The 17,833-nt window shown below is 70.0% G+C and carries 14 protein-coding genes; 7 read left to right on the forward strand and 7 right to left on the reverse strand.

The window, feature by feature from the left end; translation table 11 throughout:
- Positions 1-73: 73 nt before the first annotated feature.
- Both EPO51_RS20815 and EPO51_RS20820 read left to right on the forward strand, forming a co-directional pair.
- Entirely contained in the window at positions 74-3,037 is a 2,964-nt protein-coding gene (locus tag EPO51_RS20815; RefSeq protein WP_293354171.1) for a TonB-dependent receptor plug domain-containing protein, read from the forward strand.
- A gap of 146 nt (positions 3,038-3,183) precedes the next feature.
- Positions 3,184-3,897 carry a glycosyltransferase family 2 protein gene (locus EPO51_RS20820; protein ID WP_293354173.1) on the forward strand — a complete coding sequence of 238 codons (714 nt, stop codon included), beginning with the start codon at positions 3,184-3,186 and terminating at the stop codon, positions 3,895-3,897.
- Positions 3,898-3,947: 50 nt separating this feature from the next.
- Here the strand turns inward: EPO51_RS20820 and EPO51_RS20825 are convergent, their stop codons facing one another.
- Positions 3,948-4,949 (reverse strand): NAD(P)H-dependent flavin oxidoreductase, encoded by a 1,002-nt coding sequence (locus tag EPO51_RS20825; RefSeq protein WP_293354175.1) that lies wholly within the window; start codon positions 4,947-4,949, stop codon positions 3,948-3,950.
- Positions 4,950-5,026: 77 nt separating this feature from the next.
- On the reverse strand, positions 5,027-5,986 hold the full coding sequence (locus EPO51_RS20830) for an acetyl-CoA carboxylase carboxyltransferase subunit alpha (protein ID WP_293354177.1): 960 nt from the start codon (positions 5,984-5,986) through the stop codon (positions 5,027-5,029).
- 161 nt (positions 5,987-6,147) lie between these two features.
- On the opposite strand from EPO51_RS20830, the gene EPO51_RS20835 reads away from it, so the two are divergent.
- Positions 6,148-6,924: a glycine zipper 2TM domain-containing protein gene (locus tag EPO51_RS20835; protein ID WP_293354179.1), complete on the forward strand. Its 777-nt coding sequence runs from the start codon at positions 6,148-6,150 to the stop codon at positions 6,922-6,924.
- 38 nt (positions 6,925-6,962) lie between these two features.
- Here the strand turns inward: EPO51_RS20835 and EPO51_RS20840 are convergent, their stop codons facing one another.
- Positions 6,963-7,880, reverse strand: a complete 918-nt coding sequence (locus EPO51_RS20840; RefSeq protein ID WP_293354181.1) for a site-specific tyrosine recombinase XerD — start codon at positions 7,878-7,880, stop codon at positions 6,963-6,965.
- Positions 7,877-9,070 carry a hypothetical protein gene (locus tag EPO51_RS20845; protein ID WP_293354183.1) on the reverse strand — a complete coding sequence of 398 codons (1,194 nt, stop codon included), beginning with the start codon at positions 9,068-9,070 and terminating at the stop codon, positions 7,877-7,879. The genes EPO51_RS20840 and EPO51_RS20845 overlap by 4 nt, the downstream gene beginning before the upstream one ends.
- 67 nt (positions 9,071-9,137) lie before the next feature.
- On the opposite strand from EPO51_RS20845, the gene EPO51_RS20850 reads away from it, so the two are divergent.
- Genes EPO51_RS20850 through EPO51_RS20860 form a run of 3 tightly spaced genes read left to right on the forward strand, consistent with a single transcriptional unit; the run spans position 9,138 to position 12,093 of the window.
- Entirely contained in the window at positions 9,138-9,686 is a 549-nt protein-coding gene (locus tag EPO51_RS20850; RefSeq protein WP_293354185.1) for a shikimate kinase, read from the forward strand.
- Positions 9,683-10,795 (forward strand): 3-dehydroquinate synthase, encoded by a 1,113-nt coding sequence (gene aroB / locus EPO51_RS20855; RefSeq protein ID WP_293354186.1) that lies wholly within the window; start codon positions 9,683-9,685, stop codon positions 10,793-10,795. Before EPO51_RS20850 ends, aroB begins: the two co-directional genes overlap by 4 nt.
- Before the next feature lie 2 nt (positions 10,796-10,797).
- The gene (locus EPO51_RS20860) at positions 10,798-12,093 is read left to right on the forward strand and encodes an HlyC/CorC family transporter (protein ID WP_293354188.1); all 1,296 of its coding nucleotides are present in this window, start codon (positions 10,798-10,800) and stop codon (positions 12,091-12,093) included.
- A 24-nt stretch (positions 12,094-12,117) separates the two neighbouring features.
- On the opposite strand, the gene EPO51_RS20865 is transcribed toward EPO51_RS20860, so the two are convergent.
- Positions 12,118-12,369 (reverse strand): DUF3297 family protein, encoded by a 252-nt coding sequence (locus tag EPO51_RS20865; RefSeq protein ID WP_293354190.1) that lies wholly within the window; start codon positions 12,367-12,369, stop codon positions 12,118-12,120.
- Between the two features lie 95 nt (positions 12,370-12,464).
- Between EPO51_RS20865 and EPO51_RS20870 the strand changes: the two genes are divergently transcribed.
- Positions 12,465-14,678 carry a S9 family peptidase gene (locus tag EPO51_RS20870; RefSeq protein ID WP_293354192.1) on the forward strand — a complete coding sequence of 738 codons (2,214 nt, stop codon included), beginning with the start codon at positions 12,465-12,467 and terminating at the stop codon, positions 14,676-14,678.
- Here the strand turns inward: EPO51_RS20870 and EPO51_RS20875 are convergent.
- Together EPO51_RS20875 and EPO51_RS20880 are read right to left on the reverse strand one after the other, a co-directional pair.
- Positions 14,675-15,595: a LysR family transcriptional regulator gene (locus EPO51_RS20875; protein WP_293354194.1), complete on the reverse strand. Its 921-nt coding sequence runs from the start codon at positions 15,593-15,595 to the stop codon at positions 14,675-14,677. The genes EPO51_RS20870 and EPO51_RS20875 overlap by 4 nt on opposite strands.
- Positions 15,596-15,633: 38 nt before the next feature.
- On the reverse strand, positions 15,634-17,772 hold the full coding sequence (locus EPO51_RS20880) for a hybrid sensor histidine kinase/response regulator (RefSeq protein ID WP_293354196.1): 2,139 nt from the start codon (positions 17,770-17,772) through the stop codon (positions 15,634-15,636).
- Between the last annotated feature and the right edge of the window lie 61 nt (positions 17,773-17,833).

Below are 17,833 nucleotides of genomic sequence, written 5' to 3' on the forward strand. Positions count from 1 at the left end.
AAGCGTCGGCGCCGCCCGGCGCGCTTGAAAAAGAACCTGTCCAGGCCGGGGGGCCGCAAGAATGAAAGTCCAAATGAACACCAAGCTTCGAAGCGCGCTGCTCATGTCGGCCGCCTCGGCCAGCCTGCTCGCTGCGCCGTCCATCGCCCAAGCCCAGACCGCCGGCGAAGGCGTCGACGTGGGCGAGATCGTCGTCACCGGTTCGCGCATCCGCCGCGACACCTTCTCCTCGCCGCAGCCGCTGTCCGTCGTCACGGCGCAGGCGATCCGCGAGTCGGGCAACACCTCGATCGGCGACATCCTGCTGGACCAGCCGTCCATCAACCCCAACCAAAACCAGCAGAACACGTCGTCGACGCTGTTCCTCGCCGGCCAGACCCGCGCCGACATCCGCGGCCTGGGCGCCACCCGCACCCTGGTGCTGATGGATGGCCGCCGCCTGCCGTTCTCCGACGCCTCGTCGCCCGCGGTCGACCTGAACACCATTCCCTCGCTGATGGTTGAGCGCATCGAGACCGTGCCCGGCGGCGTCTCGGCCGTGTACGGCTCGGAAGCGATCGCCGGCGTCGTCAACTTCATCATGAAGAAGGAACAGGAAGGCCTCGAACTCGACATCCAGGGCGGCATCTCCCAGGAAGGCGACGGCGAGGAGTTCCGCGCTGGCTTCAACTGGGGCAAGAAGTTCTTCGACGATCGCCTGAGCGTGCTGATCGGCGGCGAGTACGCCAATCAAGACAAGATCATGCAGAAGGACCGGGACGAACTGTTCCCGGGCATCCGCCGTAACACCGCCACCGGTGTGACGGTCCAGAATATTCTGCCCAATTCGAAAGCGAACACCTCGCCTTTCGCCACCTTCCAGTTGATCGGCGGCAACGTCGTCGGCACCGCGCGTGCGGTGACGCTCGATGTCCGCAACCCCGCGAATGTGGTCCGGCTGTCGAACGCCTGCGCCACCGCGACCGTCCAACCGACCTGCCAGGACGACGCGCTGTTCTACTCGACGGTCTATAATGCGCTGCAGGGCAAGTCGAACCGGGGCGTGCTGCGGACGTATGTCGACTACAAGATCACCGACACGTTCAAGGCGTTCGTCGACGCCTCGTACGTGAAGGCCAACGGCTACGGCATCTTCCAGCCCGCGTTCTCGTCGGCGGCGGGCGGCGGCACGATGCCGGTCGTCCTACGTGGCGACAATGCCTACCTGAACGGCGCCGGCACGACGGCGGCCGCGCTGCGCGCCGAATGGCTCGCCGCAGGCAAGACCCTGACCCAGGCCCAGACCGCCCAGGTGGGCAAGTTCTGGCAGGAGTTCGGCGGCCGCGACGTGAAGTCCGAGCGCGACCAGTACCGCGTCGCGGGCGGCATCCAGGGATCGTGGGAAACCTTCGGCCGCAAGGTCGATATGGACAGCTACGTCCAGTACTCGCGCCTGGACGGCCGCACGACCTCTTACAACGTGCCGAACGTCGCCCGCGTCCAGCAGGCGACCGACGCGGTGGTGTTGAACGGACAAGTCGTCTGCCGCGATGCGGCGGCCCGCGCCGCCGGCTGCACCCCCTGGGACTTGGTCAACGGCGCCTCGCGTGAAGCGATCCTCTGGACCAACGGCATCTCCACCACCGACCAGAAGATCACGCAGACGGTGGCGGGCATCAATTTCTCGACCGAACTGTTCGACCTCCCGGCGGGTCCCGTCGGCGTCGCGTTCGGCGCGGAATACCGCAAGGAAACCAGCTTCTTCGAGCAGGACGCCCTGGGCGCCTCCGGCGCGCTGTTCTTCAACTCCATCGGCACGCGCGAAGGCGAGTACAATGTGAAGGAGGCCTACGGCGAAATCCGCGTCCCGATCCTGAAGGACGTGCCGTTCGCCGAGGAGCTCTCGATCGAAGCCGCTGGCCGCGTGTCCGACTACTCGACCATCGGCGGCACCGACCAATACCGGATCGGCCTGACCTGGGCTCCAGTCGAAGACGTGCGCTTCCGCCTGTCGGAATCGACCGCCGTGCGGGCGCCGAACATCATCGAGCTGTTCTCGCCGCAAAGCCGGAACTTCACGACCTCTGCCACCGACCCCTGCGACGCCGCTGTGTTCCGTGGGGCCACCGCCGCCCAGCAGGCCGCCCGTCGCGTCACCTGCGCCGCAGCGATCCCGGGCTGGAATTCGGCGACCTTCCAGTCGAACTTCGGCGCCGGCCGTCCGTCGCTGGCGCTGCTCCAAGGCGGCAACCCGGACCTCGGTCCGGAAGAAGCCCACACCTATCAATACGGCGTCGTGATCCAGCCCCGCTGGGTTCCGAACCTCCAGATTTCCGTCGATTTCTTCAAGTACAACATCGACGGTCAGGTCGGCACGATCCCGATCAACACGCTGTTCAACCAGCTCTGCTATGACGACACGACCACGGCGTACGCGTCCAACCCGTACTGCGCGCAGATCCGTCGCGACCCCACCGGCACCGGTGGCAGCGGCGTCGTCGGCGGCGTGTCGGAAGTGCTTCTGGTCAACCAGAACGTCGCCAAGGTGAAGGTGGAAGGCTACGACTATGCCATCTCCTACGGCTTCCAGACCGAAGACCTGTTCGGGAAGGACTACGGCGCCATCGCGCTGCGCCTGGACGCCACCTGGATGTACCAGTTCCAGCTCCAGGGCCTGCCGGGCCAAGCCTTCACGCAGCTCGCGAACACCATCAACAACGCGACGCCGGAGTGGAAGGGCAGCGGTTCGATCCGTTGGTCGAACGAGCGGGTTTCGGTTACCTGGAACACGCTGTGGATCGACTCGATGATTTCGAACAACGCGTTCCAGCCGAGCCAGTTGGACCCGTACTACACGGGCGACTACTGGCGGCATGACCTGCGTGGCACCTACAAGCTGAACGAAGACATCACGTTCCGCGCGGGCGTGCTCAACCTGTTCGACAAGTATCCGCCGAAGATCTCGGACAACTCCATCTTCACGGGCACGGGCGTGGGGTCGTCGCAGTACGACAACCGCGGCCGGTTCTTCTTTGTCGGCGCGAACATGAACTTCTAAGTCTGACGGCCGCCCTTCGCGGGACGGCCTCGAACGAAGGTGAGACGGAGAGCCGCCGGGTCCGCCCGGCGGCTCTTTTCGTTTTCGGCGCGGGCGATTGACGCTCGCCCCGGAGCAACCTAGCCCCGTCGGGGAAGACACACCTCGTGAGGCAGACCGCGATGCGCATCCTGGTGGGGACGCCGACCTACAACGGCCAGCTCACGACCCACTACACCGGAGCCCTGCTGTCGCTGTGGGAAGCCTTCCCCGGCCAGCTCGACTGGAAGACAACCAGCGGCACCCTGATCGCCTGGGCTCGAAACACCCTGGCCAGCCTCGTTCTCGAGAGCGACCACACGCACCTGCTATTCATAGACTCCGACATCGACTATCCGCCCGACCTGATCCAGCGGATGATCGACTTCGACGCTCCGATCGTCTCCGCCGTCTGCCCGCACCGCATCCTCGACATCCCCCGCTTCCACGCCATGTCGCGACAGTTCGACGAGCCGGCCGCGGCCTGGGCCCGCTCGCTGAGCTTCGTGATGGAGCTGGAACAGCCGCCCGTGGAGAAGAACGGCTTCTACCGCGCCAAGCGCACCGGCACAGGCCTGATGCTGATCAAGCGCGAGGTGTTCGAGACCTTGCGCGATGCCCACCCCGAGCTCTACCGCCCCGCGGCCGGCAGCTACTACGAGCACCAGCGCCTGACCAACGTGCTGCAGTGTTTCGACCCCGCCTACGACGACACAGGCGTCAGCATGGGGGAGGATGTGTCCTTCGCCCGCCGCTGGCAGGCGACCGGCGGCGAGATCTGGGTCGTCTTCGACGACACGGTGGGCCACGTCGGCCCGTTCGTATTCCGGGCGCGGGGATGAACTAGGTTGTGATGGCCGGGAGCAGCCCAGCCATCACAACCAGGCTTCGATTACTCCGCCGGTTGCAGCGTCTTCTTCACCACCGCGCCGGCCAGGCGGGCGGTGATGATTTCCTCGGCCTCGCGGACGATGCGGTGGATCAGCTCGGCGCAGGTGGGGATGTCGTGGATCAGGCCCTGGATCTGGCCCGCGGACCAGATGCCGTAGTCCGGATCGCCGGCCTCGTAGACCACCTTGCCGCGGGCGCCCGCCACCAGGTCCTTCACGTCCTCGAACTTGGCGCCGCCGGCGCGCTCGATGCGGACCACCTCGTCGGAGACGGCGTTCTTCGCCACGCGGGCGGTGTTGTGCATCGTCCGGAAGATCAGGTTGGTCTGCCGCTCGTCGTTGGCGACGATCTGCTCCTTCACCTTCTGGTGGATCGGGCTCTCGACCGTGGCCATGAAGCGGGTGCCCATGTTGATACCCTCGGCGCCCAGCGCCAGGGCGGCGACCAGGCCGCGCCCGTCGCCGAAGCCGCCGGAGGCGATCATCGGGATCTTCACCTTGTCGGCCGCCGCCGGGATCAGGATCAGGCCGCCGACGTCGTCCTCGCCCGGGTGGCCCGCGCATTCCAGGCCGTCGATCGAGATGGCGTCCACGCCCATCCGCTCGGCCGACAGCGCGTGGCGGACCGCGGTGCATTTGTGGATCACCTTGACCCCGTGCGCCTTGAAGTGGTCGACGTGCTCCTGCGGCTTGTAGCCGGCCGTCTCGACGATCTTGATCCCGCTGTCGATGATCGCCTGGCGATACTCCGCATAGGGCGGCGGAGTGATCGCCGGCAGGATGGTCAAGTTCACGCCGAACGGCTTGTCGGTCAGCTTGCGCGCCTTCTCGATCTCCCGGCGCAGGTCGTCGGGGGTCGGCTGGGTCAGGGCGGTGATGAAGCCCAGCCCGCCGGCGTTGGCCACCGCGGCCACCAGCTCGGCGCGGCCCACCCACTGCATCCCGCCTTGAACGACGGGGTGCTCGATCCCGAAGGTCTCGGTGAAGCGCGTCCTGAGCGCCATTGGCATCCTCCCAAACAATTGTTCGGATGCAGTTGAACCCCCATACCCCACGTCAAGCAAGCGCGGGGCCGGAGAGCCTACTGGATGCCGCTGCGCCCGATCGCGTAGAAGCGCTCGGCGCGCTTGGCCTTCAGCTCCTCGGCCGAGAGGCCGTCCAAGCCCTTCAGCTCCTCCTCCACCGCGTCGCCGACGGCTGCCATGGCGGCTTCCGGGTCGGAGTGGGCGCCGCCGGCCGGTTCGGGGATGATGCGGTCGACGATCTTGAGCTTCACCAGGTCCTGGGCGGTGATCTTCATCGCCTTGGCCGCCTCGCCCGGCGTGCGGGCGCCGCGCCACAGGATGGAGTTGGCCCCCTCCGGCGGGATCACCGAATAGATGGCGTGCTCCAGGATCAGCACGCGGCTGCCGCAGGCGATGCCCAGCGCCCCGCCCGAGCCGCCCTCGCCGGTGACCACGGCCACCATGGGGACTTCCAGCATCAGCGCCTTCTCGGTGGAGCGCGCGATGGCCTCGGCCACGCCGCGCTCCTCGGACGCCATGCCCGGATAGGCGGCCGGCGTGTCGACGAAGCTGATCACCGGCAGCTTGAAGCGCTCGGCCAGCTCGAACAGCCGCACAGCCTTGCGGTAGCCCTCGGGGCGCGCGTAGCCGAAGTTGTGCTTCACCCGGGTGACGGTGTCGCGGCCCTTCTCATGGCCCATCACGACCACTGGGCGCCCGCGGAACCGTCCGAGGCCGCCCATGATCGCCTGGTCGTCGGCGAACTTGCGGTCGCCGCGGAGCTCCTGGAACTCGTCGATCAGGGCGCCGACGTAGTCGACGAAGTGCGGCCGGTCCGGATGGCGCGCCACCTGGGTCTTCTGCCAGGCGTCGAGATTCGAGTAGGCCTCGATGCGCAGCTCCTGCGCCCGCGCCCTCAGGGACTCCAGCTCCTCGTCCGAGCCGCCGCCGGCGGTTTCGGAGAGTTTGGAGAGCTCCTCGATCTTGGCTTCGAGGTCGGCGATCGGGCGCTCGAACTCGAGGTAGTGCGCGGCCATCAGGCATCCGTTCGAAAGAGGCTGCCGCCCCGAAGAAGCGGCGGAAAGTAGGCGTGAACTGCCCAGCTCACAAGCGGCGAGACGGGACCCCGGTTCCGGCCAGCGGAACGGTCAAGCCTCGGGAGTCGTTTGGCGTGATCGAGGAGACCAGGAGCCTAGAGATGAAACACGTCATGAAGATCGGTATGGCCTCTGCGCTGGCCCTCGCCACCGCCGCGCCAGCCGTGGCCCAACAGTATCGCCCGACGCCCGAGTATCAGCGGCAGCAGGACGTCTACGACGCCCAGCGTTCCCAATACGAAGACCAGCAGGCCCAGTACGAGGGCCGCCGCCAGGACTATCGCGAGACGCGCCGCAACTATGCGGAGGCCCGCCGCGATTACGAGCGGCGCCTCGCGGAATGGAACCGCGCCCAGGCGATCTACGACCGCCGTTACGGCCGGGGCTCCTATGCGCGGATGTACGCCCGCCCGGTCTGGGATCAGACCGCCTGGTCCAGCTATGAGGCGCCGCCCTACGCCGGCTACTACGGCCGCAACAGCGTGGCCTCGAACGTCCCCTGCAACACCAGCAACAACACGGCGGCGGGCGGTGTGATCGGTGCGCTGGCCGGCGCGGTGCTGGGTTCGCAGGTCGCCTCGCGCGGCGCCCGGACCGAAGGCGCAGTCCTGGGGGGTGTGGCCGGCGCGGTGATCGGCGGCGCGGTGGGCAACGCCAACGCCAAGTACAAGTGCGACAGCCGCGGCCCGTACTTCTCGGAAAGCGACACCGTCGCCTACCGCGAGGGCCGCAACCGCTACGCCTCGAGCTACGACTACAACTACTATGAGAACCGCCGCTGCCGCCTGGCCCCCGCGCCGGTGGACGCCTACGGCCGCGACATCCGCTATGTCCGCGTCTGCCCCGACGACCAGGGCCGCTATCGCATCACGGGGTAGGACGGAGCTTTCCCTCCCCTTGATGGGGAGGGACGGCGCTACCGCTTCTTCGCCAGCGGATGCCGGGTCTGCACGATCTCGCTGAGGCGATCCGACGCCACGTGGGTATAGATCTGGGTGGTGGCGATGTCGGCGTGGCCCAGCAGCTTCTGCACGACGCGCAGGTCGGCGCCGCCCTCCAGCAGGTGGGTGGCGAAGGCGTGGCGCAGGACGTGCGGGCTGACGCGCTCCGGATCGATCCCGGCGCCCGCCGCGGCTTCGTCCAGCACCTGGGCGAAGCGTCGGGGCGTCAGGCGGCCGGCCTTGCCGCGCGAGGGGAACAGCCAGGGATTCGCCCGGTCGCCCTTCGGCAGGAAGCGGGGCCGCACCGCCAGATAGGCCTTCACCGCCGCGCGGGCCGTATCGTTCAGCGGCGCGAGCCGTTCCTTTCCGCCCTTGCCCTTGACGATGAGGTAGGCCGGGTCGCGCGCCAGGGCCGCCAGCGGCAGGGCGGTCAGCTCGGAAATCCGCAGGCCGGACGCATAGGCCAGCTCCACCATGCAGCCGAAGCGCAGGCCCTGGGCGCCGTCCCGGGCGGCGGCTGCGCCGATCAGACGGTCCATCTCGTCGCGCGACAGAACCTTGGGCAGGGGCCGGCCCTTCTTCGGCGCCTCGACCCGGCGGGACGGATCGTCCTCGCGCCAGCCCTCGCCCAGCACGAACCGGTAGAACTGGCGCACCGCCGCGCGCCGCCGCGCCGCGGTGGCCGGCGACAGGCCGCGCACGCCGAGGTCGGCGAAATAGGCCTCGATGTCCTCGGCGCTGGCCTCCGCGAGGCTGCGGCCCCGGCCGGCTAGGTAGAGGCCCGCGTCGGTGAGGTCGCGCGAGTAGGCCGACAGGGTGTTGTGCGCGGCGGCCCGCTCGACCGCCATCATCTCCAGGAACGCCTCGGCCCACTCGGCGCCCTTGCTGCTCATTTGAGGCCTGCAAGTCCCTCGAGCACGAACAGCCGCGCATCGTCGGCCAAGCCGACGCGGATCAGGGTGCGGACGATCCGCACGCGGTCGCCCAGGGCCGGGCCGGCCGGGCCGGCGTCCGCGGCGGTCCACAGGGCCAGCAGCGCGGCCTCGCCCACACGGCGGCTGTCGGCGGCGGCCTCCAGGGCCAGGCTGCGGCCCGCCGGCGCCTTGCCCTCGGGCACGGGGAAGGCCGAAATGCGGGCCCGGTCCGGTCCGGGAAGGTCGTTGGCGAGCGAGGCCAGCAGCACCGCCGCCGCCTGCAGGCGCGGCTTCGTCTTCGGATCGGCAGCGTCCGCCGCCGCGGCGATCAGGGCCGAGACCGCGGACTCGGGCGGCAGGCCGGAGATCACCGCCTGCCCCAGGCCGCCGATCTGGGCGTCGATCAGACTCAGGTCGTAACGGGGCGCCACGGGATCGGCGCCGCTGGCGGCCGCCGCCACCGCGGGCGCGGGCTTGGCCGCCGCGAGATCGAGCCCCAGGCTCTTGGAGAGCGCCAGGTCGAGCCCGTTGCGCAGCGACGCCGCGCCGCCCGGCGCGCCCGACAGCTTGGCGCCCATCAGCCGGCCGTAGATCGCGTCGCGCGCCTGGGCCTGGGCCAGGTCGAAGGTGAGCTGGGCCTCGGCCCCCTGCCCGGCCTCGGCCTGGCAGAAGGCGCGCAGGCGCAGCCAGTAGGCCTCGCCCCGTCCCGTCGACAGCCCCTCGGCGATGCTGCAGGCCCGCGCGTTGTCGCCGGCCAGCAGGGCGGTCTCCGCCGCCGCCTGCGACAGCGCCGCGTTACGGTCCAGGCCGGGCGCGCGGTCCAGGATCCGGGTCGCCGCGGCCACGTCGCCCAGGGCGATCAGGGCGCCGGCGCGGGCCCCGGACAGGGCCTCGTCGCCCGAGGAGCCCTCGGGACCCTTGGCGCCGGTCGCCAGCACGCGCCGGGCCAGGGACGCCGAGGCCGGCGACAGCGGCTTGGCGGCCAGCAGCGGCAGCACCGCCCGGGCGGTCTCGATCGGCGTGCCCTGCCACAGGTCGGCGGGCAGGCCGGTGTCGCGGCCCGGCGTCGAGAAGGCGTCCGGCGGCGCGAGCTGGACGACCTGCACCTGGGCGCTGGCGGGCGCCGCCGCCAGCATCAGAAGACCTGCGAAGAGAGCGATACGCGACATGGAGACAGCTTATCCACGGCCGCGCGTTGGCGCGAGTACCTAGGACCGTGTAAAGGCTGCGCCGTTGATGGACCGCTACGAACCGCTCCGCCGCCGCACCATCGCGCTTGTGGGCCTCATGGGCGTCGGCAAGTCGAGTGTGGGCCGCCGCCTGGCGAACGCGCTGGGCCTGCCCTTCCGCGACGCGGATGCCGAGGTCGAGGCGGCGGCTGGCCGATCGATCCCCGAGATCTTCGCCGAGTTGGGCGAGCCGGCTTTCCGCGACGGCGAGCGACGGGTGATCGCCCGCCTGCTCGAAGGCCCGCCGATCGTGCTGGCCACCGGCGGGGGCGCCTTCATGAACCCTGAGACCCGGGCGCTGATCAAGGCGCGCGCCCTGTCGATCTGGCTGCAGGCCGACCTTGAGGTGCTGGCGCGTCGCGTCGGGCGCAAGGACAGCCGGCCGCTCCTCGCGGGCAAGGACCCGCTGGAGGTCCTGCGCGCCCAGGCCGAGGCGCGCTACCCCGCCTATGCCGAGGCCGATATCGCGGTCGAGACCGGCGACACCGCCCACCACATCACGGTGGGCCAGGTGATCGACGCCATGTTCAAGCACCTGGGTGAGCCCGCAGAATGAGCCGCACCATTCCCGTCGGCCTCGGCGACCGGACCTATGACGTGGTGGTGGGCGATGGCCTGCTGGACGCCGCAGGCCGCCTGATCGCGCCGTTCCAGACCCGTGGCCGCACCGCCGTGGTCAGCGACGAGACCGTCTGGCGCCTGCACGGCGAACGCCTGACCGCCGCGCTGAGGGCCGCCGGCATCGAGGCCTTGCCGGTGATCGTGCCGCCAGGGGAGCAGACCAAGAGCTTCGAAGGCCTGGCCGACGTCTCCGACCGGTTGCTGGCGCTGGAACTGGACCGTGGCGACATCGTCACGGCCTTCGGCGGCGGCGTGGTGGGCGACCTCGCGGGCTTCGCCGCGGCGATCTACAAGCGCGGCATCGACTTCGTGCAGATCCCGACGACGCTCCTGGCGCAGGTCGACTCCTCGGTCGGCGGAAAGACCGCCATCGACACCCCGCGCGGCAAGAACCTGGTGGGCGCCTTCCATCAGCCGAAGCTGGTGCTGGCCGACCTCGGGGTGCTGTCGACCCTGCCGGACCGCGAGATGCGCGCCGGCTACGCCGAGGTCATCAAGTACGGCCTGCTGGGCGACCTCCGCTTCTTCGAGTGGCTGGAAGTCAACGGCGCGGCGGTGCTGGCCCGCGAATCGGCGGCGCTCGCCCAGGCCGTCGCGCGTTCCATCGAGATGAAGGCCGAGATCGTCGCCGAGGACGAACGCGAGCAGGGCCGCCGCGCGCTGCTGAACCTCGGCCACACCTTCGGCCACGCCCTGGAATCCGAGACCGGCTACGGCGAGGCCCTGCTGCACGGCGAGGCGGTCGGGGCGGGCATGGCGCTGGCCTTCCGCTTCTCCGCCGCCCGGGGGCTGGTGACCGGCCAGGACGCCCAGCGCGCCACGCGCGGCATCGCCGCCTCGGGCCTGCCCACTACCCTGGCCGAGGTCCCCGGCCACCCGTTCGACGCCGGCCGCCTGGTCGCCCACATGGGCCAGGACAAGAAGGCCGAGGCGGGCCGCCTCACCTTCATCCTCGCCCGCGCCCTTGGCGAAGCCTTCGTGGCCAAGGACGTGGATGCCGCCGCCGTACGCGACTTCCTGCTCTCGGAGGGAGCAACCCTGTGAACATGGTCGTAGCCACTCTGCTGGCGCTCGCCCCTACCCTCGTCCTGCTGCTGAGCATCTCGGGGCTGATCTCGGCCGCCGAGACCTCCATGACCGCCGCCTCGCGCGGACGGATGCACCAGCTCGAGCGCGACGGCGACCGCGCGGCCCGCCGGGTCAACAAGCTGATCGGCGACCAGGAGACGATGATCGGGGCGATCCTGCTCTCGAACAACGTCATCAACATCTTCGCCTCGGCCCTGACCACCGCCGTGCTGACGTCGCTGTTCCCCCAAGGATCGGTGGCGGGCCCGATCATCGCCACCGTGGTGATGACCGTGTTGGTGGTGATCTTCTCCGAGATCCTGCCCAAGACCATCGCCATCGCCCGGGCCGACGAGGTGGCTCGGGCGCTCTCCATCCCCACCTACTGGACCGTGCGCATCTTCGGCCCGCTCGCCTCGGCCGCCCAGTGGGTGGTGCGCCTGACGCTCCGGCCCTTCGGCATCAAGCTGGACGCCGGCACGGACGTGCTGGCCGCCCACGAGGAGATCCGCGGCGCGGTGGAGTACCACCACTCCGAAGGCCTGGTGGAGACCCGTGACCGCTACATGCTGGGCGGTGTGCTCGACCTGGGCGAGATGGATGTCTCCGAGGTCATGGTCCACCGCCGGTCGATGGAGACGGTGGACGGCGGGCTGAGCCCACGGGAGATCGTGGCCGAGACCCTGGCCAGCCAGCACAGCCGGGTCCCGATCTACCTGAGCGAGCCCGAGAACGTCGTCGGCATCCTGCATGTGAAGGACCTGCTGCAGGCGATCACGGACGCCGACGGGCGCATCGACGACCTCGACGTCCGGGCGATCCTGCGCGAGCCCTGGTTCATCCCCGAGACCACCAGCCTCAAGGACCAGCTCGCCGCCTTCCTGAAGCGCCACAACCACTTCGCCCTGGTGGTGGACGAGTACGGCGCCCTGCAGGGCCTGGTCACGCTGGAGGACATCCTTGAGGAGATCGTCGGCGAGATCGAGGACGAGCACGACGTGGTCGCGGCCGGGATCAAGCCGGCCGGTGACGGCGGGGTGATCGTCGAGGGGTCGGTCACCATCCGCGACCTCAACCGGGCCATGAACTGGGACCTGCCCGACGAGGAGGCGGTCACGATGGCCGGCCTGCTGATCCACGAGGCCCAGGCGATCCCGGAGGTCGGCCAGACCTACACCTTCCACCGCCACCGCTTCCGCGTGGAAGCCCGCAAGGGCGCCCGCATCACCTCGCTGAAGGTCGACCCGCTCCCGCCCCTCGACGACGGGGACTGAACAACTAGGTCGCCGGCCGAAGGCTCAGCCTTCGCGGTAGTAGGGCTCGACCGGGCCCTGCAGCTTCATGGTGAGCTGATTGCCGTGGCGGTCCTTGGAGTTGCCGACGGCCAGCCGCACCCAGCCCTCGCTGACGCAGTATTCCTCGACGTTGGTCTTGTCCTGGCCCTTGAAACGCACGCCCACGTTCCGCTGCAGGACCTCGGCGTCATAGAACGGGCTGTTGGGGTCCACCGACAGCCGGTCCGGCAGGGCGGGAGAAGTGTCTTCGCTCATGGGCCGGGACCTCGCACGAAGGCCGTCGCCGTTCAAGGTTCCGATCGTCGCGCGCCTCATTGCCAAGCCGCCTCCGAGGCTGTTCAACAACGGCCATGAAACTCAGCCTCGCCGCGCTTGCGGCCCTGCTCGTCGTTGCGCCCGCCATGGCCGAAAAGCTTCCCGCCCAGCGGATCTTCGAAAGCCCCGACATCTCCGGGCCCCGTGCTCGCGGCGTGAAGCTGTCGCCGGACGGCAAGTCGGTGACCTACATCAAGACCCGCGCCGACGACCTGACGATCACCGACCTCTGGATCGCCGACGTGGCCGGCGGCGAGCCGCGCCTGTTGCTGGACGGCAAGCAGCTGGCCCCGGCGGAGCGCGAACTCTCCGAGGCCGAGAAGGCGCGGCGCGAGCGGGCCGGCGTCGCCACCCGCGGCGTCGTGGACTACGCCTGGGACGACCAGGGCAAGGCGATCCTGGCGCCCGTCGAAGGCGACGTCTGGGTCTATGACGTGGGGGCGAAACAGGCCCGCCAGCTCACCAGGACCGCCGGCGACGAAATCGACGCCAAGATCTCGCCGAAGGGCGGCTTCGTCTCCTACGTCCGGGACGACAACCTCTACGTCACCCCCACCGCCGGCGGCGGCGAACGCGCCCTGACCGAGGGCGGGACCGAGCTGAAGAGCTGGGCCACCGCCGAGTTCATCGCCCAGGAGGAGATGGACCGCTCCACCGGCTACTGGTGGAGCCCGGACGACAAGGCCATAGCCCTCGCCTTCGTCGACCAGACCGGCGTCGACATCGTCGAACGGCCCGAGGTCAACGCCACCGGCGCCCGTGTCGTGCCCCAGCGCTATCCCCGCCCCGGCCGCCCGAACGCCAAGGTCGATCTCTTCGTCCAGCCGCTCGACGGCGGCGCGCGCGTGAAGGTGGATCTGGGGGCCAACGCCGACATCTACCTGGCCCGCGTCGCCTGGGCGAAGGACGGCAGGACCCTCTACGTCCAGCGCGAGAGCCGCGACCAGCGCCGCCTGGACCTGCTGGCCGTCGACCCCAAGACCGGCCAGGGCAAGGTGATCCTCACCGAGACCAGCCCCCACTGGGTGGACCTCAGCGACGACTTCAAGCCGCTCAAGGACGGGACCTTCCTGTGGTCGTCCGAGCGCTCGGGCTGGCGCCACCTCTATCTCTACGCCGCCGACGGCAAGCCGATCCGCCAGGTCACCCAGGGCGACTGGCCGGTGGAGAAGATCGAGGGCGTCGACGAGGTCGCCAAGTCCGTCATCTTCGCCGCCCACAAGGACCGCCCCGGAGAGCGCCGGATCTATTCCGTCTCCTACGCCAGACCGGCCGAGCCCAAGGCCCTGACCCCGGCCGGCGGCTGGTGGACGGTGACGGTGGCCAACAAGGGCGGCGCCTTCGCCGGAACCTACGAGGACCCGAAGACCCCGCCGCAGACCGCCCTCTACCGCGCCGACGGGACCCGCGTGCGCTGGATCGAGGAGAACGCGCTGAAGGCGGGACATCCGTTCTGGCCGTACGTCGACCACCTGCGCACGCCGGAGTTCGGGACCATCAAGGCCGCCGACGGCAGCCCGCTGTGGTGGTCGCTGCGCACGCCGCCCGGCTTCGATCCGTCGAAGAAGTACCCGGTGATCGTCCAGGTCTACGGCGGCCCCTCCGGCCCCCGCGTGGCCGGCAACTGGCATACCCCCGAGGACCAGATCCTGCTGGACGCCGGCTACATCCTGTTCCGCCTCGACAACCGCGGCGTCGGCTATCGCTCGGTGGCCTTCAAGACCGCCATCGACCGCAGGATGGGCCAGCTGGAGGTCGACGATCAGGTCGCAGGCGCCAGGTACCTGCAGTCCCTGCCCTACGTGGACGCCAGCCGCATCGGCGTCACCGGCTGGTCCTACGGCGGCTACATGACGCTGCTGATGCTCACCGCCCCGGACAGCCCGTTCAGGGCCGGCGTGGCGGGCGCGCCGGTCACCGACTGGAAGCTCTACGACACCCACTACACCGAGCGCTTCATGGGTACGCCCGAGAACAACGCCGACGGCTACGCGAAGTCCGAGGTGGTGACCCGCCTGTCCCGCCTGAAGCCCGGTTCGCTGCTGCTGGTCCACGGCATGGCGGACGACAACGTCACCTTCGACCACTCCACCCGGGTGCTGTTCGCCCTGCAGGCTGAGGGCAAGCCGTTCGAGACCATGGTCTACCCCGGCCTGCGCCACCGCGGGGGCTGGACGCCGACCAACCGCATGCACCGCGCCATGCAGGCCCTCGACTTCTTCGACCGCAAGCTGAAGGCGACTGACTAGGGTTGGCCGGCCCGCGCCGCCAACGGGCGTTCGCGGTACTCCCGCGTCAGGGCCTGGATGCGCGGCGCGAAGAAGTCGATGAAGGCGCGCACCCTTGGCGCGTCCTTCAGGTCGGGCCGCGTGACGATCCAGGTGAACGACAGGCTTTCGGGGGCCGGCGGGAAGATCTGTATGAGGTCCGGATCCATGTCGGCCAGGATGCAGGGCATCGAGCCGATGGCGATGCCCGCCCGCACGGAGGCGAACATGTTGGTGGCGCTGTTCGACTTGAACGTCACGGCCACGTCCGGCGCTCGCTCGAGGATCACCGCGAGACCCGGGTAGTTGCGCTCGCTCTCGCCGCCGATCAGCACGTGGTTCTTGAGCTCGTCCAGGGTGGTCGGCAGGCCCATGCGGGCCGCGTAGGCCTGGCTGCAGTAGAGGGCCCAGTCGGTCTCGCTGACCTTGCGCGCCACCAGGTTGGAATCGGGCAGTTCGAATCCGCCGCGGATCGCCACGTCCGCCTCGCCGGCCTCGATGTCCAGTTGGTCGTCGGTGATGGCCAGTTCCAGCGTGACGTCCGGATACGCGGCCCGGAATTCCGGCAGCAGCGGGATGATCCCGGAATTGGCCGTCATCTCGCTCATGGTCACCCGCAGCGTGCCCGAGGCGCCGCGTTGGTGGACCTCCACCGTGTTGCGCATGGCCAGCGCGGCGCGCTCCATGGCCTCGGCGTCGGCCACCAGACCGCGGCCGGCCTCGGTCAGGCTGGCGCCGGCCTGATGGCGCTCCACCAGCCGCAGGCCCAGGTCCCTCTCCAGCGCTTCCAGCCGCCGCGCCACGGTGGTCTGGTTCACGCCCAGCTCCCGCGCGGCGGCCGCCGTCGATCCGCCGCGCGCCACGGCCAGCAAGGCCTTCACGTCGTTCCAGTCGAACATGGCCCCATGTCGCCACGGTCGGGCGGCGCGGGCAAGGCTCAGCTATGCGAGCTGGCCGTGCGCCGGGCTTCGCCGTTCGCTACGACGGCGCCCTCGGCCAGGACCCTCTCGATAGCTTCGACCAGGGCGGTCATCTCGATGGGCTTGGCGACGAAGCCGTTCATGCCGGCGGCCAGGTATTCGTCGATCTGATGGGGCATCACATTGGCCGAGACGGCCAGGATCGGCGTGGGAGCGAGCCCGCGCTCGGCCTCGATCGCCCGCATGGCCAGGGTCGCGTCGACGCCGTTCATCACCGGCATCTGCACGTCCATCAGCACCACGTCGAAGCGCTCTCCGGAGAAGGCGCTCACCGCTTCGGCGCCGTCGGCGACCAGTTGCAGATCGACGTCCAGGGGCTGGAGCATGGCGGCCAGCAGCAGTTGGTTGGTCGGATTGTCCTCGGCGGCCAGCACGCGCAGCCGCGACCTCAGCGCCGGCGTGTCGTCGGGGGCCGGCGCGGCGGCAGGCGTCGCGGCGTGGAGCCATTCGATCGGCAACTCGAACGAGAAGGCCGACCCGCGGCCCTCGACGCTGGTCACGGCGACCCGTCCGCCCATCAGCTCCACGAACTCGCGGGAAATGGCCAGGCCCAGGCCGGTGCCGCCGAACCTGCGCGTCGGGCTGGGATCGACCTGGGAAAAGCGGCGGAACAGCCGCTCGAGACGGTCGGGCGCGATGCCGACGCCGCTGTCCGAGACGGTGCAGGCGATGCCGTGGTCGGTGCGGCGCACGCGCACGCGGACCTCGCCGGCCGCGGTGAACTTGACCGCATTGGAGGTGAGGTTGGCCAGCACCTGGCGGATCCGGCCGCCGTCGCCCAGCCACACGCCGGCGGCGGCGGGCTCCACCTCGACCAGGAAGCGCACCGCCTTCTCCGCCGCCAGGGTGGCGAACCCGCGGGTCGCGGCCTCGACCGTCTGCTCCAGGTCGAAAGGCGCGACGTCCAGCTCCATCTTGCCGGCCTCGACCTTCGACAGGTCGAGGATGTCGTTCAGCAGGGCCAGCAGGGCGCCGCCCGAGTTGCGGATCACCTGCAGCTTCTCGCGGTCGGCGGGCTGCAGGTCGCTCTGGGCCAGGACCTGGGCCATGCCCAGCACGCCGTTCAGCGGGGTGCGGATCTCGTGGCTCATGTTGGCGAGGAACTGCGACTTGGCGATGTTGGCGCTCTCGGCGCGGTCGCGCGCGTCCTCCAGCTCGCCCATGGCGGCGGTCAGGGCCCGTTCGTGGGCGCCCAGGCGGCGCACCACACGCAGGATCTGCCAGCCGAGCGCGGCCATGACGGCGCCCACCGCCAGCAGGCCGAGCGCCAGGGCGGGGGCGGCGTCCGTCAGGATCCGGACGCCGGGCCTATGGGGCGTCCACGCCAGCCGGCCGACCGAACGGCCGCCGGCGTCGCGCAGGGGGATGGACGCCTTCGAGCGCGGCGCCGTGGTTTCCAGGCGCGGCTCAGCGATCTGCATCTGGCGCAGCGCCGCCATCAGCTGGCGATCCATCCGCTGCGCCGACACGACCAGCACCGCGGGCCCCCTCCGGCGTGGCGAGGCCGCGTTCTCGGGCGTCACCGTAGACACCGCCGCCAGGTAGTGGACGCCGCCCGACACGATGACCCCGGAGGCGGTCTCGGAAAGGCCCGGGTCCGACGCTTCGAGCCGGGGCGGCCTTGCGCCGCGCGCCGCCTCCAGGGCCCGGGCCCGGAGGATCAGGGGCGCCGCGTCGGCGAGGAACCGCCCCTGGCGCGCCGGGTCGGCCCGCCGGGAACCCACCCAGGCGTAGAAGGGCTTTCCGCGCCCGTCGAGAGCCACCGAGATGTCGTGACCGCGGTTGTTGGCGAAGTAGCTGCCGATCTCCTCGTCCGCCCATTCCAGGCTGCCGCCGGGGTGGAACGCCTCATAGGCCTGGTCCCAGACGGTGGCGGTGGTGACGTCGCTGACGAGGTTCTTCAGCGATCGATCGAGCGCGGCGGTCACGCGGACGCCGTCCTCGCGCGCCTGCAGGTCGTCCAGGGCGTTGGATCCGCCGGCCAGCAGGGCCACGACGCCGATCAGCACCAGCGCGACCAGCGCCACGCCGAGCGCCATCAGGCGGCGAAGCGCCGTCTGGCCTTCTGTCGGTTCAAGGGCGCGCGGAGGCGACATGGATCATCCATGTCGCCCAGGCGTCGCAACGGTCCGTAAACGCGACGGGCCGCGGCGGCAG

It is taken from the genome of Phenylobacterium sp. (assembly GCF_004297125.1).
GTDB lineage: Bacteria > Pseudomonadota > Alphaproteobacteria > Caulobacterales > Caulobacteraceae > Phenylobacterium.